The organism is Pseudoalteromonas sp. JB197 (assembly GCF_002332205.1).
GTDB lineage: Bacteria > Pseudomonadota > Gammaproteobacteria > Enterobacterales > Alteromonadaceae > Pseudoalteromonas > Pseudoalteromonas nigrifaciens.
Genome location: NZ_NRGZ01000001.1, coordinates 2481780 through 2498863, shown reverse-complemented (window position 1 = coordinate 2498863; position 17084 = coordinate 2481780). Strand labels below are relative to the sequence as shown.

The following is a 17084-nucleotide window of genomic DNA, read 5'->3' as shown; positions in this document are numbered from 1 at the left end:
ATTCGTGTTGAGTAATTTACCAGTCATATTTTTAATGGGTCCAACTGCAGCGGGTAAAACGGCGTTGGCAATTTCATTGTGCGAGCATTTAAATACCGAAATAATTAGTGTTGATTCAGCGTTAGTATATAAGGGTATGGATATTGGCACGGCTAAACCCGATGCATCAGAGTTAGCACGTGCTCCGCATCACTTAATTGATTTACTTGACCCAAGTGAAACTTATTCAGTTGCTGATTTTAGACGTGATGCGATAATAAAAATAGATGAATTTCATCAGCAAGGTATGGTGCCGGTATTAGTTGGCGGCACCATGTTGTACTTCAAGGCTCTGATTGATGGTTTATCACCACTGCCAGAAGCTAACGTGGAAATAAGAGTCGAACTTGAAGCGCAAGCTGCGCAATATGGCTGGCCACATTTGTATCAAGAACTGGTAAAAATAGACCCGCAAGCAGCGCAAAAAATGAGTGAAAACGATTCACAAAGAATTAATCGTGCTTTAGAGGTATACAAATTAACAGGTAAAACCATGACCGAGCTGCAAAAGCAAAAACAGCCGGTTTTACCTTATACTTTTCATCAATTTGCTATTGCGCCAACGCAGCGCAGTGAATTACATCAGCGAATTGAAAAAAGGTTTAAAATAATGCTCGAACAGGGGTTTGAAAATGAAGTTTCGACCCTATATCTACGTAAGGATTTACACCCCAATATGCCTTCTATTCGTTGTGTAGGTTATAGACAAATGTGGGATTACCTTGCGGGTGAAATTGACCATGATGAAATGGTATTTCGCGGCATTGCGGCTACACGTCAATTGGCTAAACGCCAATTAACTTGGTTAAGAAGCTGGCCTGATGTTACATGGTTAACAACGGGTGATGAAGAAAACTTGCATCGTGTAGTAAGTTCGCTAAGCTAGTAGTAGTTGAATAAAATTTAGCTTTGTTAAATAAGTTCAGCCACTTAATTATAATAACACCTAGAACGAAGGAATAATAACATGGCAAAAGGCCAATCGTTACAAGACCCATTTTTGAATGCACTACGCCGTGAGCGCATCCCAGTATCAATCTTTTTGGTTAATGGCATAAAATTACAAGGTAAAATTCAGTCATTTGATCAATTTGTTATTTTACTAGAAAACACCGTAAATCAAATGGTGTATAAACATGCAATTTCAACAGTTGTTCCTGCTCGTGCAGTTAATTTCCAAGGTGTTCAAGAAAATGACGACACTGAAGAACCTGAAGCTGGAAACATTTAAATTAGGAGCGTGATGCTTGTTTGACCGCTATAAATCTGGCGAACAGGCAGTTTTAGTTCATATTGACTTTCCTAAAGAGGGGGATCGTGAAGATCTTCACGAATTAGAATTGTTGGTATCTTCTGCTGGTGTTAGTAGTTTGGCGGTTGTGCAAGGCAGCCGTCAAGCACCACATCCGAAACTATTTGTCGGAACTGGTAAAGCAGAAGAAATAGCTGAGACTGTTAAAATCCACAATGCCGATGTCGTTATTTTTAATCATCAACTCAGACCGTCCCAAGAGCGTAACTTAGAACGCATTTTGCAATGTCGTGTGCTTGATAGAACCACCCTTATTCTTGATATATTTGCGCAACGTGCACGTACCCACGAAGGTAAGTTGCAAGTTGAACTGGCGCAATTGCGTCATATGTCCACGCGACTAATTCGTGGTTGGACGCATTTAGAGCGTCAAAAAGGGGGCGTGGGTTTGCGTGGGCCAGGTGAAACACAGCTCGAAACCGATAGACGCTTATTGCACGCCCGCCTGCAAAATATTCGTGCACGCCTAGATAAAGTTGCTGTACAGCGCGAGCAAGGTAGACGAGCTCGTAGCCGTAACGAAATACCAACTGTATCGTTAGTAGGGTATACTAACGCGGGTAAATCAACATTATTTAATCGTATTACAAACTCAGATGTTTATGCTGCGGATCAATTGTTTGCGACGCTTGACCCAACGTTACGAAAGCTTGAGTTAGGCGATGTTGGTCCGGTTATTTTAGCCGATACTGTTGGCTTTATTCGCCATTTGCCGCATGACTTAGTGGCGGCATTTAAAGCGACGCTAACAGAAACGCGAGAAGCCGACTTACAGCTGCATGTTATTGATGTGGCAGATGCACGACTAAAAGAAAATATTGAACAAGTACAGTCAGTACTCAAAGAAATTGAAGCTGATGAAGTACCGCAATTATTGGTTTATAACAAAATTGATGCGCTGGATGATATTACTGCGCGTATTGATCGCGATGATGAAGGCCAACCTATAAGGGTATGGCTTTCTGCTCAAACCGGCGAAGGTTGCGAGTTACTTAGCGAAGCTATTAGCGAATTACTTGCTAAACAAATGCTTAGCGAAACATTATTGCTCGCACCACAATATGGACGGTTAAGATCGTCGTTATTTAGTTTAAGTGCGGTAAGCGACGAGCGCTTTGATGAACAAGGTAACTGGCTGTTAGATGTTAGGTTACCTGTAGTTGAGTGGAATCGTTTAATTAAAGAATTTGGTCCTGAAATTGCTGGTTTTATCGTCTGTGATTAAAAATTGATGTAATTAATGTCGGTTTTTGTATAAGAAACGCAGTAGATTTGTTAGATTTAACTCAATTTCCTTATTTATTTAGATAACAATGGAGTATAGCTATGGCCTGGAATGAACCGGGTAATAATGGCAATGATAAAGATCCGTGGAATAACAAAGGCGGACGAGATCAAGGCCCACCTGATTTAGACGAGGTGCTGCGTAAATTCAGTAACAAGTTTAGTGGCTTATTTGGCGGCAAAAAACCGGGTAATGGTAGCGGCGGTGGACTTGGCGGAGCCGGTATTTCATTTATACTTATAATTGCTGTAATTGTATGGGCACTCAGTGGTATTTATACCGTGAAAGAAGCCGAGCGTGGTGTGGTTCTTCAATTTGGTAAGTATGATCGTATTGCTGATCCTGGTCTGCGTTGGAAAATGACCTTTATTGAAACCATAATACCAGTAGATATTGAAGCTGTTCGTTCATTATCAACGTCTGGCTTTATGTTAACTGAAGACGAAAACGTAGTAAGCGTTGAGTTCCAAGTTCAATATCGTGTTATTGACCCATACTTGTATGAATTTAGTGTAACTAATGCTGATAGTAGCTTAGAAGAAGCACTAGAAAGTGCACTACGTTATGTAGTTGGCCATGCAAAAATGGACCAAGTACTAACAAACGGCCGTGAGGTTGTGCGCCAAAATACATGGGATGAGCTGAACAAGGTTATTGAACCTTATAACTTAGGTTTAATTGTGACTGACGTGAACTTTAAAGATTCTCGTCCACCGGCTGAAGTTAAAGATGCGTTTGATGATGCAATTGCTGCACAAGAAGATGAAGAGCGCTTTATCCGTGAAGCTGAAGCATATGCGCGTGAAATTGAACCTCGTGCTCGTGGTCAAGTTACACGTATGACTCAAGAAGCCGAAGGTTATCAAGAGCGTATTACACTTGAGGCACAAGGTGAAGTTGCTCGTTTTGAAAGGCTATTACCAGAATATCAAGCGGCTAAAACAGTAACTCGTGAACGTTTATACATTGATGCAATGCAAGAAGTATTAGGCAATAGCTCTAAAGTACTTGTTGATGTAAAAGGTGGCAACAACATGATGTACTTACCACTTGATAAAATTATGGAAAAGCAAGGCACAGCAACCCGTGTTGCACTTCCTAGCTCAAGTGATATTCAAGATTTACGTAACAAAGTAAATACGTCACGCAACAGCTCTGTTAATAGTGGAAATGACCGCTTTAACAACGATCGTTTTAATGATGGGAGATAACAATAATGAAAAACTTTAGTTTAGTCATACTATTAGCTGCCATTGTAATGTCTTTCTCGTCAGTTTTTGTTGTACCTGAAGGGCAAAAAGCAATTGTTTTGTTATTCAGTAAAGTACAAAAAGACAGTGATGATCAAGCCATAGTGTACAGCCCAGGCTTACAATTTAAAGTACCATTTTTTAGCCAAGTACGTCGTATTGATGCACGTATTCAAACGCTTGATGGTACACCAGACCGCTTTGTAACGAGCGAGAAAAAAGACTTAATTGTTGACTCGTTTGTAAAATGGCGTGTTAACGACTTTAGTGCTTTTTACTTGCGTGCTCGTGGCGATAAGCAATATGCTGAAACGCTGCTAGAACAAAAAGTAAATAACGGTCTACGTACTAACTTTGGTACGCGTACTATTCGTGAAATAGTGTCGGGTGAGCGTAGCGAGTTAATGGAAGAGGCGTTAGTACAAGCTTCTGAAAGTGCCCGCGAGCTAGGTATTGAAGTACTTGACGTGCGTGTTAAGCAAATAAACTTACCACAAGAAGTAAGCAGCTCGATTTATCAACGTATGCGTGCTGAGCGTACTGCGGTTGCTAAAGAGCATCGTTCAGAGGGTCAAGAAAAAGCCGAAACTATTCGTGCTGGCGTTGATCGTCGTGTAACGGTAATGCTTGCCGATGCTGAGCGTAATTCACGTACAGTACGTGGACAAGGTGATGCAGATGCAGCAGCTATTTATGCTAATGCGTACAATAAAGATCCTGAGTTTTTTAGTTTTGTTCGTTCGTTAGAAGCGTATAAACAAACCTTTAAAAACAAGCAAGACGTAATGGTTCTTTCACCAGATAGCGACTTCTTTAAATATATGAAAGGTGCTACTGCACAATAAAGCTAACCAATATATTTAAATCTTAAAAGCCTCGCGTAAGTGGGGCTTTTTATTGAAACAGATTTAATGCATTAAACCACTGTTATCTATGTGGTTATTAGTTAATATTTATACATATAAATATACGAGCGGAAAATATAAGCTAAACGGGGTGAACTTTGGCTTTGTTTTCTGGTAAAATCTTGTCCTAATTTTTTTAAGTGAAGTTACAATGGGTAAAAACGTTGTTGTATTAGGCACCCAATGGGGTGACGAAGGTAAGGGTAAGGTAGTTGACCTCCTTACAGATAAAGCATCTTTAGTAGTTCGTTATCAAGGTGGGCACAATGCTGGCCATACCTTAGTGATCGACGGTGAAAAGACAGTTCTGCACCTTATTCCATCGGGTGTATTACGTGACAATGTTAAATGTGTGATTGGTAATGGTGTTGTATTATCACCAGAAGCGCTAATGAGAGAGATTGGCATGTTAGAAGCACGTGGCGTACCTGTACGCGAGCGTCTTTTAATCAGTGCTGCATGTCCATTAATTTTGCCTTTCCATGTTGCATTAGATGTAGCCCGTGAAACTGCACGTGGTGATAAGCCAATTGGTACAACTGGCCGTGGTATCGGTCCTGCGTACGAAGATAAAGTGGCACGTCGTGGTTTGCGCGTAGGGGATTTATTTAATCCTGAACTATTCGCAGCAAAACTAGAAGAAGTTCTTGAATACCATAACTTTACTTTAGTTAATTACTATAAAGTAGATGCTGTTGATTTTCAGAAAACCTTTGATGACGCAATGGCCGTTGCTGATATTTTAAAAGCGATGATTGTTGATGTTACTGAGCTTTTAGATCAAACGCGTTTAGCTGGCGACAACATTTTGTTTGAAGGCGCACAAGGTACGTTACTTGATATCGATCATGGTACTTACCCTTATGTAACGTCTTCTAACACTACAGCTGGTGGCGTTGCTACTGGTGCTGGTTTTGGCCCACTACACCTTGATTATGTGCTTGGTATTATTAAAGCATATACTACACGTGTTGGTTCAGGCCCTTTTCCTACAGAGCTTTACGACGGCCTTGATAAGCAAGACCCAGTTGGTAAGCACTTAGGCGATAAAGGCCATGAGTTTGGCGCAACCACTGGTCGACTTCGTCGTACTGGTTGGTTAGATGCCGTAGCAATGCGTCGTGCAGTGCAAATCAATAGTATTTCTGGTTTTTGTTTAACTAAGCTTGATGTTTTAGATGGCTTAGAAACACTTAAAATCTGTACTGGTTATAAGCTTGAAGATGGCACAGTTACTAACGTAACGCCATTAGCAGCTGAAGGTTACGAAAAAGTAACGCCAATATACGAAGAAATGCCTGGTTGGTCAGAAAATACTGTTGGTGTAACTAGCCTTGATGGTTTACCAAAAGCAGCGATTGATTACGTTAAGCGTATTGAAGAGCTCACTGGTGTTCCTGTTGATATTATTTCTACTGGTCCTGATCGTGTAGAAACTATGATACTTCGCAATCCGTTTGCGTAATATCAACTAGACTTGAAAAAAGCTGCTTAATGCAGCTTTTTTTATGTCTAAAAATAACAATAGAGTATAAATAACCTGAGATCCGGATAATAAACTTATCTCAAGCAGCTATTTTCAGCGCTAACTGCGTTGAATTTACTTGCAATAGGCCAGCTATTGACGCGTAAATTCGCCTTGTTTTCACTGAAAACCTCTGGCTAGAGAAAATAAAATTAAATATAACTATGATTCAATACGTTAGTAAATCTCTTAACTAGAGTTCAGGTTAAATATTAATTTTGGAACGATCTTTGTATAGTATTTAATAGGTTTATTTTTATAAGTGATAAAGATGCAGTTACTTTTTAGTCATTCAGTTTTGTTATTACCATTAATGACACTCTCTTTATTGATGAGCAGCAATAGCTTAGCAGAAGAAACGGCAGCAGCAGTGCCACTGTATACTGAGACTGAGTTAATTTCGCTAATTAATAAAAACACCCATTTAGCCCGGGTTAAGGCAGATGATTGCCAGTTAGTACAAGATATAGAAGCGCGAGCCAATAAAATGGCATTACCATCGTATCAGTTTTTATATGGCGATATGCTAGCTTATAACGTATGTGTTGATCGCGATGTAGAGTTAGGTGTGTACTATATGCAAAAAGCGGCTGAGCAGGGCTTAGCAGCGGCTTTAGAGCAGTTAGGGCGTTACTACGACATTGGGCGTTTGGTACAACAAGATAAAGCAATGGCAATCACTTATTTGCGTGAAGCGTCATCGCAGGGAAATTTAAAAGCGCAGTTTCGCTTAGTTAAGTTATTTAACCAAGGCTACGGCAGTCCACGCGACTTTGAAGATATGTATCGTTGGTTATTTAATGCCAAGGTTGCAGATGCCAATACACATAAAAAAATTGCGCGTTTATTAGCTCAGTTAGCCGAAAAAATGCCAGCCAGCGTTGTGGCTCGTGCTCGCCTACCTATGTAAGCATATTGATATACCAAAAATACACTAAAAAGGCCTAACTCTTGCGAGTTAGGCCTTTTTATTAGTTTTTAATAAAAGTGTTAACTTTCTTCTTTAGCTTTTGCTTGTGAATCTTTTAGTAGTGATATTTTAGCCGGTTGCAAAGCAACAATGCGCTCACCTTCTTGCGGTGGTTTTTCCATATCACTGGTAAAGGGTCTAAGTTTAACTGGCGCATCGTCATCGCCATCTTTATCCCCTTTGAGAATAAACAGTGGAATTGCCTCTGGGTTCATTTCTTGATATTGCTCCCAGCTAAACTCATCAGAAATACGGGTAGCACTTACTTTACCGCCTTTCGCTATCACACTGCTTAAGCGTGCATAAGAGCCGTTTTCACCAAATAAAATTTGGCGCGATAAGAAAGTCGCGCTGTCTTTATTCGCTTTAGCATGCGATGAAGATGAGCGTAGCGAAAACACATTTTTATCATTAAGTAAGTGAGAAAAATACTGTACACCTAGCGCATTGTGATGGCGATTTGGTGACAGTGCCAACACACTACGAATAGTTGTTAAAGGCAAGTAACGCTCAGCATGTTCAGATTGCGGATTACCGTAGTAACAAGGCAAGCCATCCATACGGGCCATTTTACAGTTTTCCCATGCAGGGTCAGATAAATGCACAGGAATATTTTGATCTTTTAAGCCACGCGCAATAGCACGCGATACATGGTTTGCACCAATAATTAAAATGGTACTTGGTGATGGTTGACGTACACCAAGCAGTTTAGCTAAAGGGATGGCAGTTAGGCTTTGCAGCACCACGGTAATAATAATAACAGTAAATATGAGCGGCACCATTTTTTCTGCATCAGCAACACCAGCTTCCATCATGCTCAGCGCAAATACAGAACCAACAGCTGCGGCAACAATACCGCGTGGCGCAATCCAAGCGAGTACTAAGCGTGACTTCATTGGTAGGTCAGTACCAAAAGTCGATATTGCAATACACACAGGGCGAGCTATAAATAGCACGATAGCTAAAAATATAAAAACGTCACTATCTAGCATCATTAAATCAGAGAGTTCTAACCTTGCTGCAAGTAAAATAAACAGTGTTGAGATTAAAATCATCGATAGATCTTCTTTAAACTCAAGCACCGAATCAATTTCTAAATCATCTTGGTTTGCAAGCCAAATACCAAATACAGTCACCGCTAATAAACCTGATTCATGGCTTAAGTGATTAGACACTGAAAAACTTATAAGCACTAGGGCTAAAATGCCAAACTTATGCAACTCAAATGGTAGCCACTCTCGGCGCATAAGTTGTGTAGTAAGCCAACCTGCAACAACACCAATTGTTAAGCCTACACCTAAGGTTTTAACTAGCGCGATAATGGTATGGCTAAATATTTGACCTTCGCCAACCAACATCACGGCTTCGAAAACTAATACGGCAAAAAGAGCACCAATAGGGTCTATAACAATGCCTTCCCAGCGTAGTATTCGGTCGATGTCTTGAGTTGGTCGCATAGAGTTTAGCAAAGGGGCAATAACAGTAGGACCCGTTACAACAAGTACAGCGCCGAGCACAGCAGCTACCCGCCAGTTAAGCTCTAATAGCCAATAGGCACTAAAGCTAATAATTATACACGTAGTGAGCATACCAATAGAGCACAGGTTTCTGACTACTTTACTGATGCCTTTTAATTCTCTGAAGTGCAGGGTGAGAGAGCCTTCAAATAAAATAATAGCAACGCTGAGTGACACAACAGGAAAGAGTAAATCGCCTAAAAGCGCGTCAGGATCTAGTACGCCAGTAAATGGCCCTAATAATAGTCCTGTAAGCAATAAAAACAGAATAGCAGGGACTCTAAACGCCCATGCGACCCACTGGGCAAGCACGGAGCAAAGTGCGATACCGGCTATATAAATTGCTGACATAGAATAAGAATTCCTTGTGAATATGATAGATAAAAGTATAACTTATGTTAATTATAATACAGGGGTATACACGGATAAGTTAAATTTTGCTAATAGAATTTTAGCTGTTTATCAGATATTACGGGTTTTAAAGTCTGTTATTTTATCAGTAATTTTAATAAATACCCTACAAAAAGGATTTAACTTTTTGATAATTAATATAAAAACAGTTCGAAAAACAAGCTGCATTTTACTTAGTTTGAATTTTAACCTTGATTTTACCTGCAGTTTTAGCGTATTATGCTTCGTGTTCAAACAATTAGTTGTCTAATTAAGTGGTTATTTTAAAATAATAACTTATTAATATTAGAGTCACATTAAAGCGGTATAATACTGTTTTTTAGTGATTTAAGGGTTTGAGCAGTATAAATATCATTTACCGAACTCTTTGGTATGATTTTGCTAAACAAGTTTATTTAACTATTTAAATAAATAAAGGTTTGAGTTGAATTATTACCTTTCAATATTTAGCCCCCATCGTGGCGGTTAAATCTCGGTCCTTAAGTCATCACCCTATCTGTTGGTGTATCTGACTTAAGAGGCTCTATGTATGTTGTTAATAAAAAAGCCACACACAGCTTTTACAGCGATACATAAACAACACTTTTTAAATTTTTTGTTAGTACTATTCAACACCGTTGAGTTGTTGCTATTTAGTACTTGCGCTTAAATCTATAACAACAGTTTTAGATAGAGTCGCTTTGCGTGTGTAAAAAAGTGTTTTTAAATGATAAACCAAATTCGAAGCTATGTTTTAAACCTAGCTAACTAGTTTTAGCTCATCACATTGTATGAGCGCAAATAAAATGGAAAGTTGAACATTTATGAATAAGTTAAATTGGCGACGTATAGTACTTAAAGTAGGTAGTGCTTTAATTGCACCGGATCAAGATGGCTGCCGTTCACGTTACATATTAACCATTGCACAGTTTATTGTTCGCTGTCGTGCTCGTGGTATTGAAGTTATTTTAGTTTCGTCAGGCTCAGTTGCTGCGGGGGCACATTTGTTCCCATCAGATACAGCACGTTCAGTCGTGATGAAAAAAGCAATGGCTGCCGCAGGTCAAACAGAAATGATAGCAATGTGGGATAGGTTTTTTGACTTTCCATCAGCTCAATTATTATTAACCCACGGTGACTTACGTGATCATGAACGCTATCAAAGTATTCGCGAAACTGTATTTACTTTACTTGAGCACGGCGTGTTACCTATTATTAATGAAAATGATGCAGTAACAACCGATGATCTAAAAGTAGGTGATAACGATAACTTATCTGCTATGGTTGCAGCAGCAGCTGATGCAGACACACTGCTTATATTTTCAGATGTGGATGGGTTATATGATAAAAACCCTAACTTGCATGACGATGCTATTTTACTGCCTGAAATAAAATCAATTGATGACTCTATTTATGCTATGGCAGGATGTGCAACTAGCGCAGTTGGTACAGGCGGTATGAAAACCAAAATTGAAGCGGCTGAAAAAGCAACCTCACATGGGATTTCAACTTATATTATTAACGGCTTTAAAGAAGAGACATTTACGCGTTTACTTGCAGGTGAAAACCCTGGGACTATTTTCTTACCATACGAAAAACCAATGCAAGATTCTGTACATTGGATGACGCACACTGCAAATGAGCAGGGTGAAGTTGTTGTAGATGGCTCGTTTGATAAGTCACTCGAAGGCGAAACAGGCTGTATTCGTGGCGATGAAATAATGGCCGTGCATGGCGAGTTCGCAATTGGTGACACTATTTTAGTACGCAGTGAAGATGGTACGCGTTTAGCCAAAGCAACCGCAAATTATAGTAGCTGTTTGTTGAGCTTTATTGCTGACAACGAACAGAGTGAATTCAGCGAAAAAATGCAGGACTCAATTGGACCTGTTATATCTGAAAAACATATCGCATTATTGGAGAAGTCATGAGTTTAATTACGGATATTTCACGCCAGGCAGCAAAAGCTGCTCATCAGTTAGCGTTACTCGATACCGAGACAAAAAATAAAGTGCTATTGGACATGGCTGCAGCACTACGTGCAGAAAAAGCATTTATTATTAAAGAAAACGAAAGCGATTTAGCCGCGGCACGCGACAATAACTTAGCAGCAGCAATGGTTGACCGTTTAACGCTTAACGATGAACGTGTTGAAGCAATGGCTGAAGGCATCGAAGTGATAGTAAGCTTAGATGATCCGGTTGGTCAGCTACGCGATATTACCGAGCGTCCAAATGGCATTAAAATTCGTAAAATGCGCGTACCACTAGGCGTAGTTTGTATGATTTACGAAGCGCGCCCAAATGTAACCGCAGATGCGGGTGCATTGTGTTTTAAATCGGGTAATAGCGTTATTTTACGCGGCGGTAAAGAAGCACTAAAAAGCTCACAAGCAATTGCTAGCGTAATGCACAGCGTGCTAGCAAAGCATAATTTACCAGAAGCACTTATTTCGGTAATTCCTGACCCCGATCGTGGCTTATTAATGGAATTAATGCAGCAACGTGACAGCATTGATTTAATTATACCGCGTGGTGGTGAAGGGTTAATAAACTTTGTAACCGAAAACAGCACAATTCCAGTGATCCAACACTTTAAAGGTGTATGTCATTTATATGTTGATAAAGACGCCGACCTTGAAGTGGCAATTAACCTACTGCTTAATGGTAAAACGCAACGTACCGGCGTGTGTAATGCTTTAGAGGGCTTAGTTGTACATCAAGATATTGCCGATGAGTTTTTAAACTTGTGTGCGGTAGTGTTACGTCAAGAAGGCGTTAAAATTAATGCCGATAGCCAAGCAGCTACGTATTTTGACAATGCAACAGTACTGGGCGACGATGAATTTGGTGAAGAGTATTTAGATTTAGAAATAGCCATTCGCGTGGTTCCAAGTTTTGCGGCAGCTGTAGAGCACATAGCGCAATTTGGTTCGCATCATACAGAAGTAATTTGTACTAAAAACGCTGCTACGGCAGAGTTATTCCAACGTAGTGTTGATGCTTCGGTAGTAACTGTTAACGCTTCATCGCGTTTTTCAGACGGTTCACAACTGGGCTTAGGTGCCGAGATTGGTATTGCAACGTCTAAGCTACATGCCTACGGACCTATGGGCCTTGAGTCACTAACTACTGAAAAGTATTTAGTTAATGGCGACGGTCAGATCCGCGAATAAACTTAGTTTATTTCAGGACAAAACATATTATGAATTTCAAAAGCCGAGCTGCAGCTCGGCTTTTTTGTGCAATAAACTAACTTAGGCTCTACTTCGCTAGCCAGTAAAATTAAAAAGCGTGCAATAGCGTTAGCTATATGGCGTATATTTTGGGGTTTAAATACAGAGTGAAACTTAAGATAAAATAGCGAATAAATTGATGGCTTTGAGACAATACTAAAGAGGGAGTAGGAAAGTGGTGGAGCTAAGCAGGATCGAACTGCTGACCTCCTGCGTGCAAGGCAGGCGCTCTCCCAGCTGAGCTATAGCCCCACATTCCTAAATTTTACATATTACGTAAAAGCTTGATTGCTGATTCTCAAGCGGGACGAACTTTAAGATTTTTTATAAAATAGGTCAAGTATTTTTTCACTAATTTTACCGTTTAGATGAAATTTTGGTAGACTCAACAACAATATTCAGTAAAAAGACAATTAAAAATGAAAAAGTATGCCTTAGTACTGATGGTTTTGCTTGTTGGCTGTGCTAACTCAAGTGACGAGCAACCTTATGAAATAAATAATAAACAGTTTCATGAAAAACAAGATGAACAAGGAAATAAGCTATTTGCCTACGTAGTATCGGTAAAGGCTAAAAGCCGCCAGAACATTAATTTAGATAAAAAGTTTACCCGCAGTGACTTTGAGCGTTTTGCAGCGCAAGAGCATTTTGAAGAGTCGAGTATTTTAAAATTGCAGTTAGAAGATCAAGCTGTTGAATTGTTAAATAAAGAGCTTGAAACACGCAACTATTGCCCCGTTAAGCATGAAATTAATGAGGTACTGTGGCGTGATTTAAGTGTGCAATTAAGAGGACGTTGTTTGTAGTATGTTAGCTGATAAAACAAAGTTAGCAGCGCTATTAGCGCAGTTAAATATTAATTATGAGGTGATAGAGCACCCACCATTACATGGCAGTTTAGATGCCGATGCCTTTATGGTGGAGCGCCCAGGTACACGACTTAAAAATTTATTTTTACGTGATAATGAAGGTAAGCGGCACTTTTTAGTTATAACCGCCCATGACAAGCAACTTGATTTAAAAGTATTGTCAAAACAACAAGGGTTATCGCGGTTAGGATTTGCCTCAAGCGAGCGTTTAGCGCGCTATTTAAAAGTAGCACCTGGGTGTGTATCTATGCTTAGCCTAATGAACGACAAGCAAAACGAAGTAAGCGTTTGGCTAGATCAAGATATTTGGCAAGGTGAGCTATTTCATTGTCATCCGTTTGAAAACACCCAAACCTGGTTACTTAATAAAGCAGACTTAGAGCAGTTTTTTAACTTTACTGAGCATCAGCCTCGCGTAGTATTTTTACCTTTAAGGTAAGCCCATATAACCAGCATCAAGCCGCATAGGCAAACAGCCAATAAAGCTGCCATAAATGCGGTTTGCCCATGATGCTGGTATATCACCCCTGGTAATAACGACCCAAGTGCACCGCCGCTGTAATAAAACGATACATACCCGCCATTAGTAACACTTGGTGGTGCTTTACTTATTGTATTAACTAAGGGAGCGGCAGTTGAGTGAATCACAAACATAGACCCGCAAAATAATGTAAATGCGGCTAAAAACACTATTAGCTGGTGGCTCATTAACATGACAATGCTAATACTGTAAAACAAAAATATAGCCGTTAATAAATGCCATGCAGAGGGCACTTTTTTAAGTAACCAAGGTGTTGTAATAGACGCTAAAGCGCCGATTAAATAACCACTGTAAACCAAGCCAATGTCGCGAGTATTAGTGATTAAAAAAGTATTTTGCAAAATAAAAGGTAAATAATTAAGTAAAGCGGCAAAGCAAAAAAACATACAAAATACCGCACCATACACTTTTAGCAGCGGCCCTTCACGCAGTTGTTTAATATAGTCTAGTGGTGAAAGTATTGATTTAACGTTATTACTTTTAAAGCGGGTATGGGGAATACTCCACGCAAGCAAAATGAGCATGGTGGCAATAAAATAATAAAAACTTTGCCAGTGCCATATATCGCTAAAAATAGCTGCCAGAACACGCCCAAAATAGCCGCCTACTATGGTGCTGCCAATGTAGATTGTCATATTTTTTTGCAGTGTATCGGCACTAAAATTCATGCCAATATAACTGGTCATGGCTGTTAATGCCGCTGGTAATATTAGGCCTTGTAAAAAGCGTACCAATAACAGCAGCTCAAAGGTGGGGGCGTAAACAAATAATAAACAGCATCCTCCCAATAACAACATAGCAATGCGTAATATAAATAAAGGATTACGTTTAGTTAAAAACAACCCATACACTAAAGGCGCAATAGCCAGTGGTAGCATAGCCGCAGTCATTAAGCTGCCAGCAACGGCGGGGGCAACACCAAACTCAACTGCAAATAGGCCAAGCAGTGGTTGTGGAGCGTAAAGTACAAAAAAAATAAATACAGAGCAAAGCAACAAGTGAGGTAGGCGCATTATATAGCTTGGCGAGTAACTAATAGTTAAGTGGCAGTATATTAAAAATCCCTTGTGTTTGATAATCTAAAAACGAATACTTTAAGCGACTATTTGGTATGCCCATAAACAGTAATAAGTAATTGTTTACTAAAAGAGTCGCTATCTTTGCGCTAAATCATGGTGTTTTTATCGTCGTTTGTTAGATTAATGATGATAGCGCTGTTATTTGCCGGCATTGGTGATTAAAATAGTCTTAATATTAGTTTTTAGTGGAATAGAGCCATGGGGTCACTTCAAGAGCAATTGCTCCAAGCAGGATTAACAACATCGCATAAAGCTAAAGTTGCTAAATCAGAAAAGCGTAAGCAGCAAAAAAAGCAAAAAAAGGGTGCAACCAGTAACCCTAGCGATTTACAAAAGCATATTCAACAAACAAAACTTGAGCAGCAACAAAAAGCAGAAGAGCTTAACCAGGCACGCCAAGGTAGTTTAAAGCAGCGCGAGCAAAGTGCCCGTGTTAAACAAATTTTAGAACACCATAACCAAGAAGCAATACGTGGTGAGCGTACTTTTAACTTTACTTACGAAAACAAAGTAAAGAGCATTGAAGTAAACGAAAGAACGCAAAAAGCGTTATCGGGTGGTCGCTTAGCTATTTGTGTGCTCGAAGGCCGATTTTACGTATTAGAAGACGAACCGGCACGTAAAGTAGCTGAAGTAGATGAACATTATATTGTTTTTCACGTTGAGCCAGAAAGCAAAGAAAAAGACGAAGACGATCCATACGCCGATTTTGAAATACCAGATGATTTAACGTGGTAAATTTTAGTTAAGTGTAGGCTCATTTAATTTTTGCTAAAGTTAACTTAAATGAGCTGTACATGTATTTGTTCTGATTGATCGTCAAATGCTATTAGTTACGTATGCTTTTTATAGTGTTGTTGACTACAATCACCAGAACAGTTTTTTAACCGTCAAAAAAAGAAGAGTAAATACAATGAGCAAAATTAAAACACTTTTATTAGGCGCGGGTATTAGTTTAGCCGCAAGCTTGTCATTTAATGCAGCTGCTGCAGATGGTGCTGCACTTTACACTGCTAAAAACTGCCAAACGTGTCACGGCGCTGAAGGTAAAGCACCTATCATGGGCATGTACCCTAAATTAAATGGTCAAAATAAAGACTATTTAGTTGCACAAATGAAAGACATTAAATCAGGTGCGCGCAGTAATGGTATGTCTATGGCTATGAAAGCTATGGTAGCAACCGTAACAGATGAAGAGTTTGCTGCAATTGCTGATTACCTTGCAAACGTAAAATAATAAACGCAGTTAATTATTTTTATTAAAAAACAGCCACACCTAGTGTGGCTGTTCTATTTCCTGATTGCTATAACCTAAATACTAATTTAGACTTCTAAACATCTATTGCGCAATTGATCTTATGTGTATTTAAAGGCTTATTATGTTTGATTTACCCCAGCTCGATTTAAAAAATAAAGTATCAGCACAAGAATGGCAGCTACGAGTTGATCTAGCCGCCTGTTATAGGTTGGTGGATCATTTTCGTTGGGGCGATTTAATTTACACGCATTTATCGGCGCGGATACCGGGCAGTGATCATTACTTAGTGAACGCCTTTGGTTTAACCTTTGATGAAATCAGCGCTTCTAACTTAGTTAAAGTAGATTTAAGCGGCAATATTATTGACGACACGCCATTTAATATTAATCCAGCTGGCTTTACTATTCATAGCGCAATTCATGAAGTACGCGACGATGCGCATTGTGTGATTCATTTACACACGAAAGAAACCATAGCTGTTGCTACACAAAAAAATGGCTTATTGCCACTAAGTCAGTATTCCATGTTCTCTTTGCCGTCGCTTTCGTATCATGGTTACGAAGGGTTAGCGGTTAACGATGATGAACGAAAACGCTTACAAGATGATTTAGGCAATACTAACCATATGTTGTTAGTTAACCACGGTGGCTTAACAGTGGGGCCAACGGTGGGCGATGCTTTTATGCGCTTTTATGATTTACAGCGCGCCTGTGAAATACAGCTCGCTATTCAAGCCAGTTCGCAGCAGGCTATTAGCGTCCCGCAGCCTATAATCGACAATATTTATAATCAAGCAAATGTAGTGCACAGTGGTAGTACTGGCGGGCAGTTAGCGTGGCCAGCTATGCTGCGCAAAGCGTACCGACTTGATCCTAGTTTTGCAAAATAACCATTTAAAGGTTAATAAGG

At 39.6% G+C, this 17084-nt stretch carries 16 protein-coding genes and 1 tRNA gene; 14 read left to right on the top strand and 3 right to left on the bottom strand.

The window, feature by feature from the left end:
- The first annotated feature begins 7 nt into the window (after positions 1 to 7).
- From miaA to CIK86_RS11805, 7 genes are all read left to right on the top strand, one after another.
- Positions 8 to 925 carry a tRNA (adenosine(37)-N6)-dimethylallyltransferase MiaA gene (gene miaA, locus CIK86_RS11835; protein WP_086994861.1) on the top strand — a complete coding sequence of 306 codons (918 nt, stop codon included), beginning with the start codon at positions 8 to 10 and terminating at the stop codon, positions 923 to 925.
- Between the two features lie 81 nt (positions 926 to 1006).
- A complete protein-coding gene (gene hfq, locus CIK86_RS11830) occupies positions 1007 to 1270 on the top strand; it encodes an RNA chaperone Hfq (RefSeq protein ID WP_011326984.1) in 264 nt (87 codons plus the stop codon).
- A gap of 16 nt (positions 1271 to 1286) precedes the next feature.
- Positions 1287 to 2576, top strand: a complete 1290-nt coding sequence (hflX, locus tag CIK86_RS11825; RefSeq protein ID WP_086994858.1) for a ribosome rescue GTPase HflX — start codon at positions 1287 to 1289, stop codon at positions 2574 to 2576.
- Between the two features lie 101 nt (positions 2577 to 2677).
- Positions 2678 to 3847, top strand: coding sequence for an FtsH protease activity modulator HflK (hflK, locus tag CIK86_RS11820; RefSeq protein ID WP_086994855.1), 1170 nt, complete (start codon positions 2678 to 2680; stop codon positions 3845 to 3847).
- Positions 3848 to 3852: 5 nt separating this feature from the next.
- The gene (hflC, locus tag CIK86_RS11815; RefSeq protein ID WP_011326987.1) at positions 3853 to 4731 is read left to right on the top strand and encodes a protease modulator HflC; all 879 of its coding nucleotides are present in this window, start codon (positions 3853 to 3855) and stop codon (positions 4729 to 4731) included.
- Positions 4732 to 4942: 211 nt separating this feature from the next.
- On the top strand, positions 4943 to 6256 hold the full coding sequence (locus tag CIK86_RS11810) for an adenylosuccinate synthase (RefSeq protein ID WP_011326988.1): 1314 nt from the start codon (positions 4943 to 4945) through the stop codon (positions 6254 to 6256).
- A gap of 331 nt (positions 6257 to 6587) precedes the next feature.
- Positions 6588 to 7226: an SEL1-like repeat protein gene (locus tag CIK86_RS11805; protein WP_086994853.1), complete on the top strand. Its 639-nt coding sequence runs from the start codon at positions 6588 to 6590 to the stop codon at positions 7224 to 7226.
- Between the two features lie 80 nt (positions 7227 to 7306).
- Here CIK86_RS11805 and CIK86_RS11800 read toward each other — a convergent pair whose 3' ends face one another.
- Positions 7307 to 9154, bottom strand: a complete 1848-nt coding sequence (locus tag CIK86_RS11800) for a sodium:proton antiporter (protein WP_058372400.1) — start codon at positions 9152 to 9154, stop codon at positions 7307 to 7309.
- 863 nt (positions 9155 to 10017) lie between these two features.
- Here CIK86_RS11800 and proB point away from each other — a divergent pair.
- Positions 10018 to 11124 (top strand): glutamate 5-kinase, encoded by a 1107-nt coding sequence (proB, locus tag CIK86_RS11795; RefSeq protein WP_086994850.1) that lies wholly within the window; start codon positions 10018 to 10020, stop codon positions 11122 to 11124.
- Entirely contained in the window at positions 11121 to 12368 is a 1248-nt protein-coding gene (locus CIK86_RS11790) for a glutamate-5-semialdehyde dehydrogenase (protein WP_086994847.1), read from the top strand. Before proB ends, CIK86_RS11790 begins: the two co-directional genes overlap by 4 nt.
- A gap of 236 nt (positions 12369 to 12604) precedes the next feature.
- Here CIK86_RS11790 and CIK86_RS11785 read toward each other — a convergent pair.
- Positions 12605 to 12680, bottom strand: a tRNA-Ala gene (locus CIK86_RS11785).
- A gap of 167 nt (positions 12681 to 12847) precedes the next feature.
- Here CIK86_RS11785 and CIK86_RS11780 point away from each other — a divergent pair.
- A complete protein-coding gene (locus CIK86_RS11780; RefSeq protein WP_086994844.1) occupies positions 12848 to 13234 on the top strand; it encodes a hypothetical protein in 387 nt (128 codons plus the stop codon).
- Between the two features lies 1 nt (position 13235).
- Positions 13236 to 13736: a prolyl-tRNA synthetase associated domain-containing protein gene (locus tag CIK86_RS11775; protein ID WP_086994841.1), complete on the top strand. Its 501-nt coding sequence runs from the start codon at positions 13236 to 13238 to the stop codon at positions 13734 to 13736.
- On the opposite strand, the gene CIK86_RS11770 is transcribed toward CIK86_RS11775, so the two are convergent.
- Positions 13703 to 14851, bottom strand: a complete 1149-nt coding sequence (locus CIK86_RS11770) for an MFS transporter (protein ID WP_086994838.1) — start codon at positions 14849 to 14851, stop codon at positions 13703 to 13705. The two genes, CIK86_RS11775 and CIK86_RS11770, sit on opposite strands and share 34 nt — an antisense overlap.
- A gap of 264 nt (positions 14852 to 15115) precedes the next feature.
- On the opposite strand from CIK86_RS11770, the gene CIK86_RS11765 reads away from it, so the two are divergent.
- From CIK86_RS11765 to CIK86_RS11755, 3 genes are all read left to right on the top strand, one after another.
- Complete coding sequence (locus tag CIK86_RS11765) at positions 15116 to 15655, top strand: DUF2058 domain-containing protein (protein WP_058372404.1); 540 nt, start codon at positions 15116 to 15118, stop codon at positions 15653 to 15655.
- Positions 15656 to 15830: 175 nt separating this feature from the next.
- Entirely contained in the window at positions 15831 to 16154 is a 324-nt protein-coding gene (locus tag CIK86_RS11760) for a c-type cytochrome (protein WP_011326998.1), read from the top strand.
- Positions 16155 to 16296: 142 nt separating this feature from the next.
- Positions 16297 to 17064 (top strand): class II aldolase/adducin family protein, encoded by a 768-nt coding sequence (locus CIK86_RS11755; RefSeq protein WP_011326999.1) that lies wholly within the window; start codon positions 16297 to 16299, stop codon positions 17062 to 17064.
- The last annotated feature ends 20 nt before the right edge of the window (positions 17065 to 17084 follow it).

Bases quoted from the DNA above. Each gene is read 5' to 3' on its own strand.
- proB (WP_086994850.1), top strand. From the start codon at position 10,018: ATGAATAAGTTAAATTGGCGACGTATAGTACTTAAAGTAGGTAGTGCT.
- CIK86_RS11760 (WP_011326998.1), top strand. From the start codon at position 15,831: ATGAGCAAAATTAAAACACTTTTATTAGGCGCGGGTATTAGTTTAGCC.
- hflC (WP_011326987.1), top strand. From the start codon at position 3,853: ATGAAAAACTTTAGTTTAGTCATACTATTAGCTGCCATTGTAATGTCT.
- CIK86_RS11755 (WP_011326999.1), top strand. From the start codon at position 16,297: ATGTTTGATTTACCCCAGCTCGATTTAAAAAATAAAGTATCAGCACAA.
- CIK86_RS11805 (WP_086994853.1), top strand. From the start codon at position 6,588: ATGCAGTTACTTTTTAGTCATTCAGTTTTGTTATTACCATTAATGACA.
- CIK86_RS11790 (WP_086994847.1), top strand. From the start codon at position 11,121: ATGAGTTTAATTACGGATATTTCACGCCAGGCAGCAAAAGCTGCTCAT.
- CIK86_RS11765 (WP_058372404.1), top strand. From the start codon at position 15,116: ATGGGGTCACTTCAAGAGCAATTGCTCCAAGCAGGATTAACAACATCG.
- CIK86_RS11800 (WP_058372400.1), bottom strand. From the start codon at position 9,154: ATGTCAGCAATTTATATAGCCGGTATCGCACTTTGCTCCGTGCTTGCC.
- CIK86_RS11775 (WP_086994841.1), top strand. From the start codon at position 13,236: ATGTTAGCTGATAAAACAAAGTTAGCAGCGCTATTAGCGCAGTTAAAT.
- hfq (WP_011326984.1), top strand. From the start codon at position 1,007: ATGGCAAAAGGCCAATCGTTACAAGACCCATTTTTGAATGCACTACGC.
- CIK86_RS11780 (WP_086994844.1), top strand. From the start codon at position 12,848: ATGAAAAAGTATGCCTTAGTACTGATGGTTTTGCTTGTTGGCTGTGCT.
- hflK (WP_086994855.1), top strand. From the start codon at position 2,678: ATGGCCTGGAATGAACCGGGTAATAATGGCAATGATAAAGATCCGTGG.
- CIK86_RS11770 (WP_086994838.1), bottom strand. From the start codon at position 14,851: ATGCGCCTACCTCACTTGTTGCTTTGCTCTGTATTTATTTTTTTTGTA.
- CIK86_RS11810 (WP_011326988.1), top strand. From the start codon at position 4,943: ATGGGTAAAAACGTTGTTGTATTAGGCACCCAATGGGGTGACGAAGGT.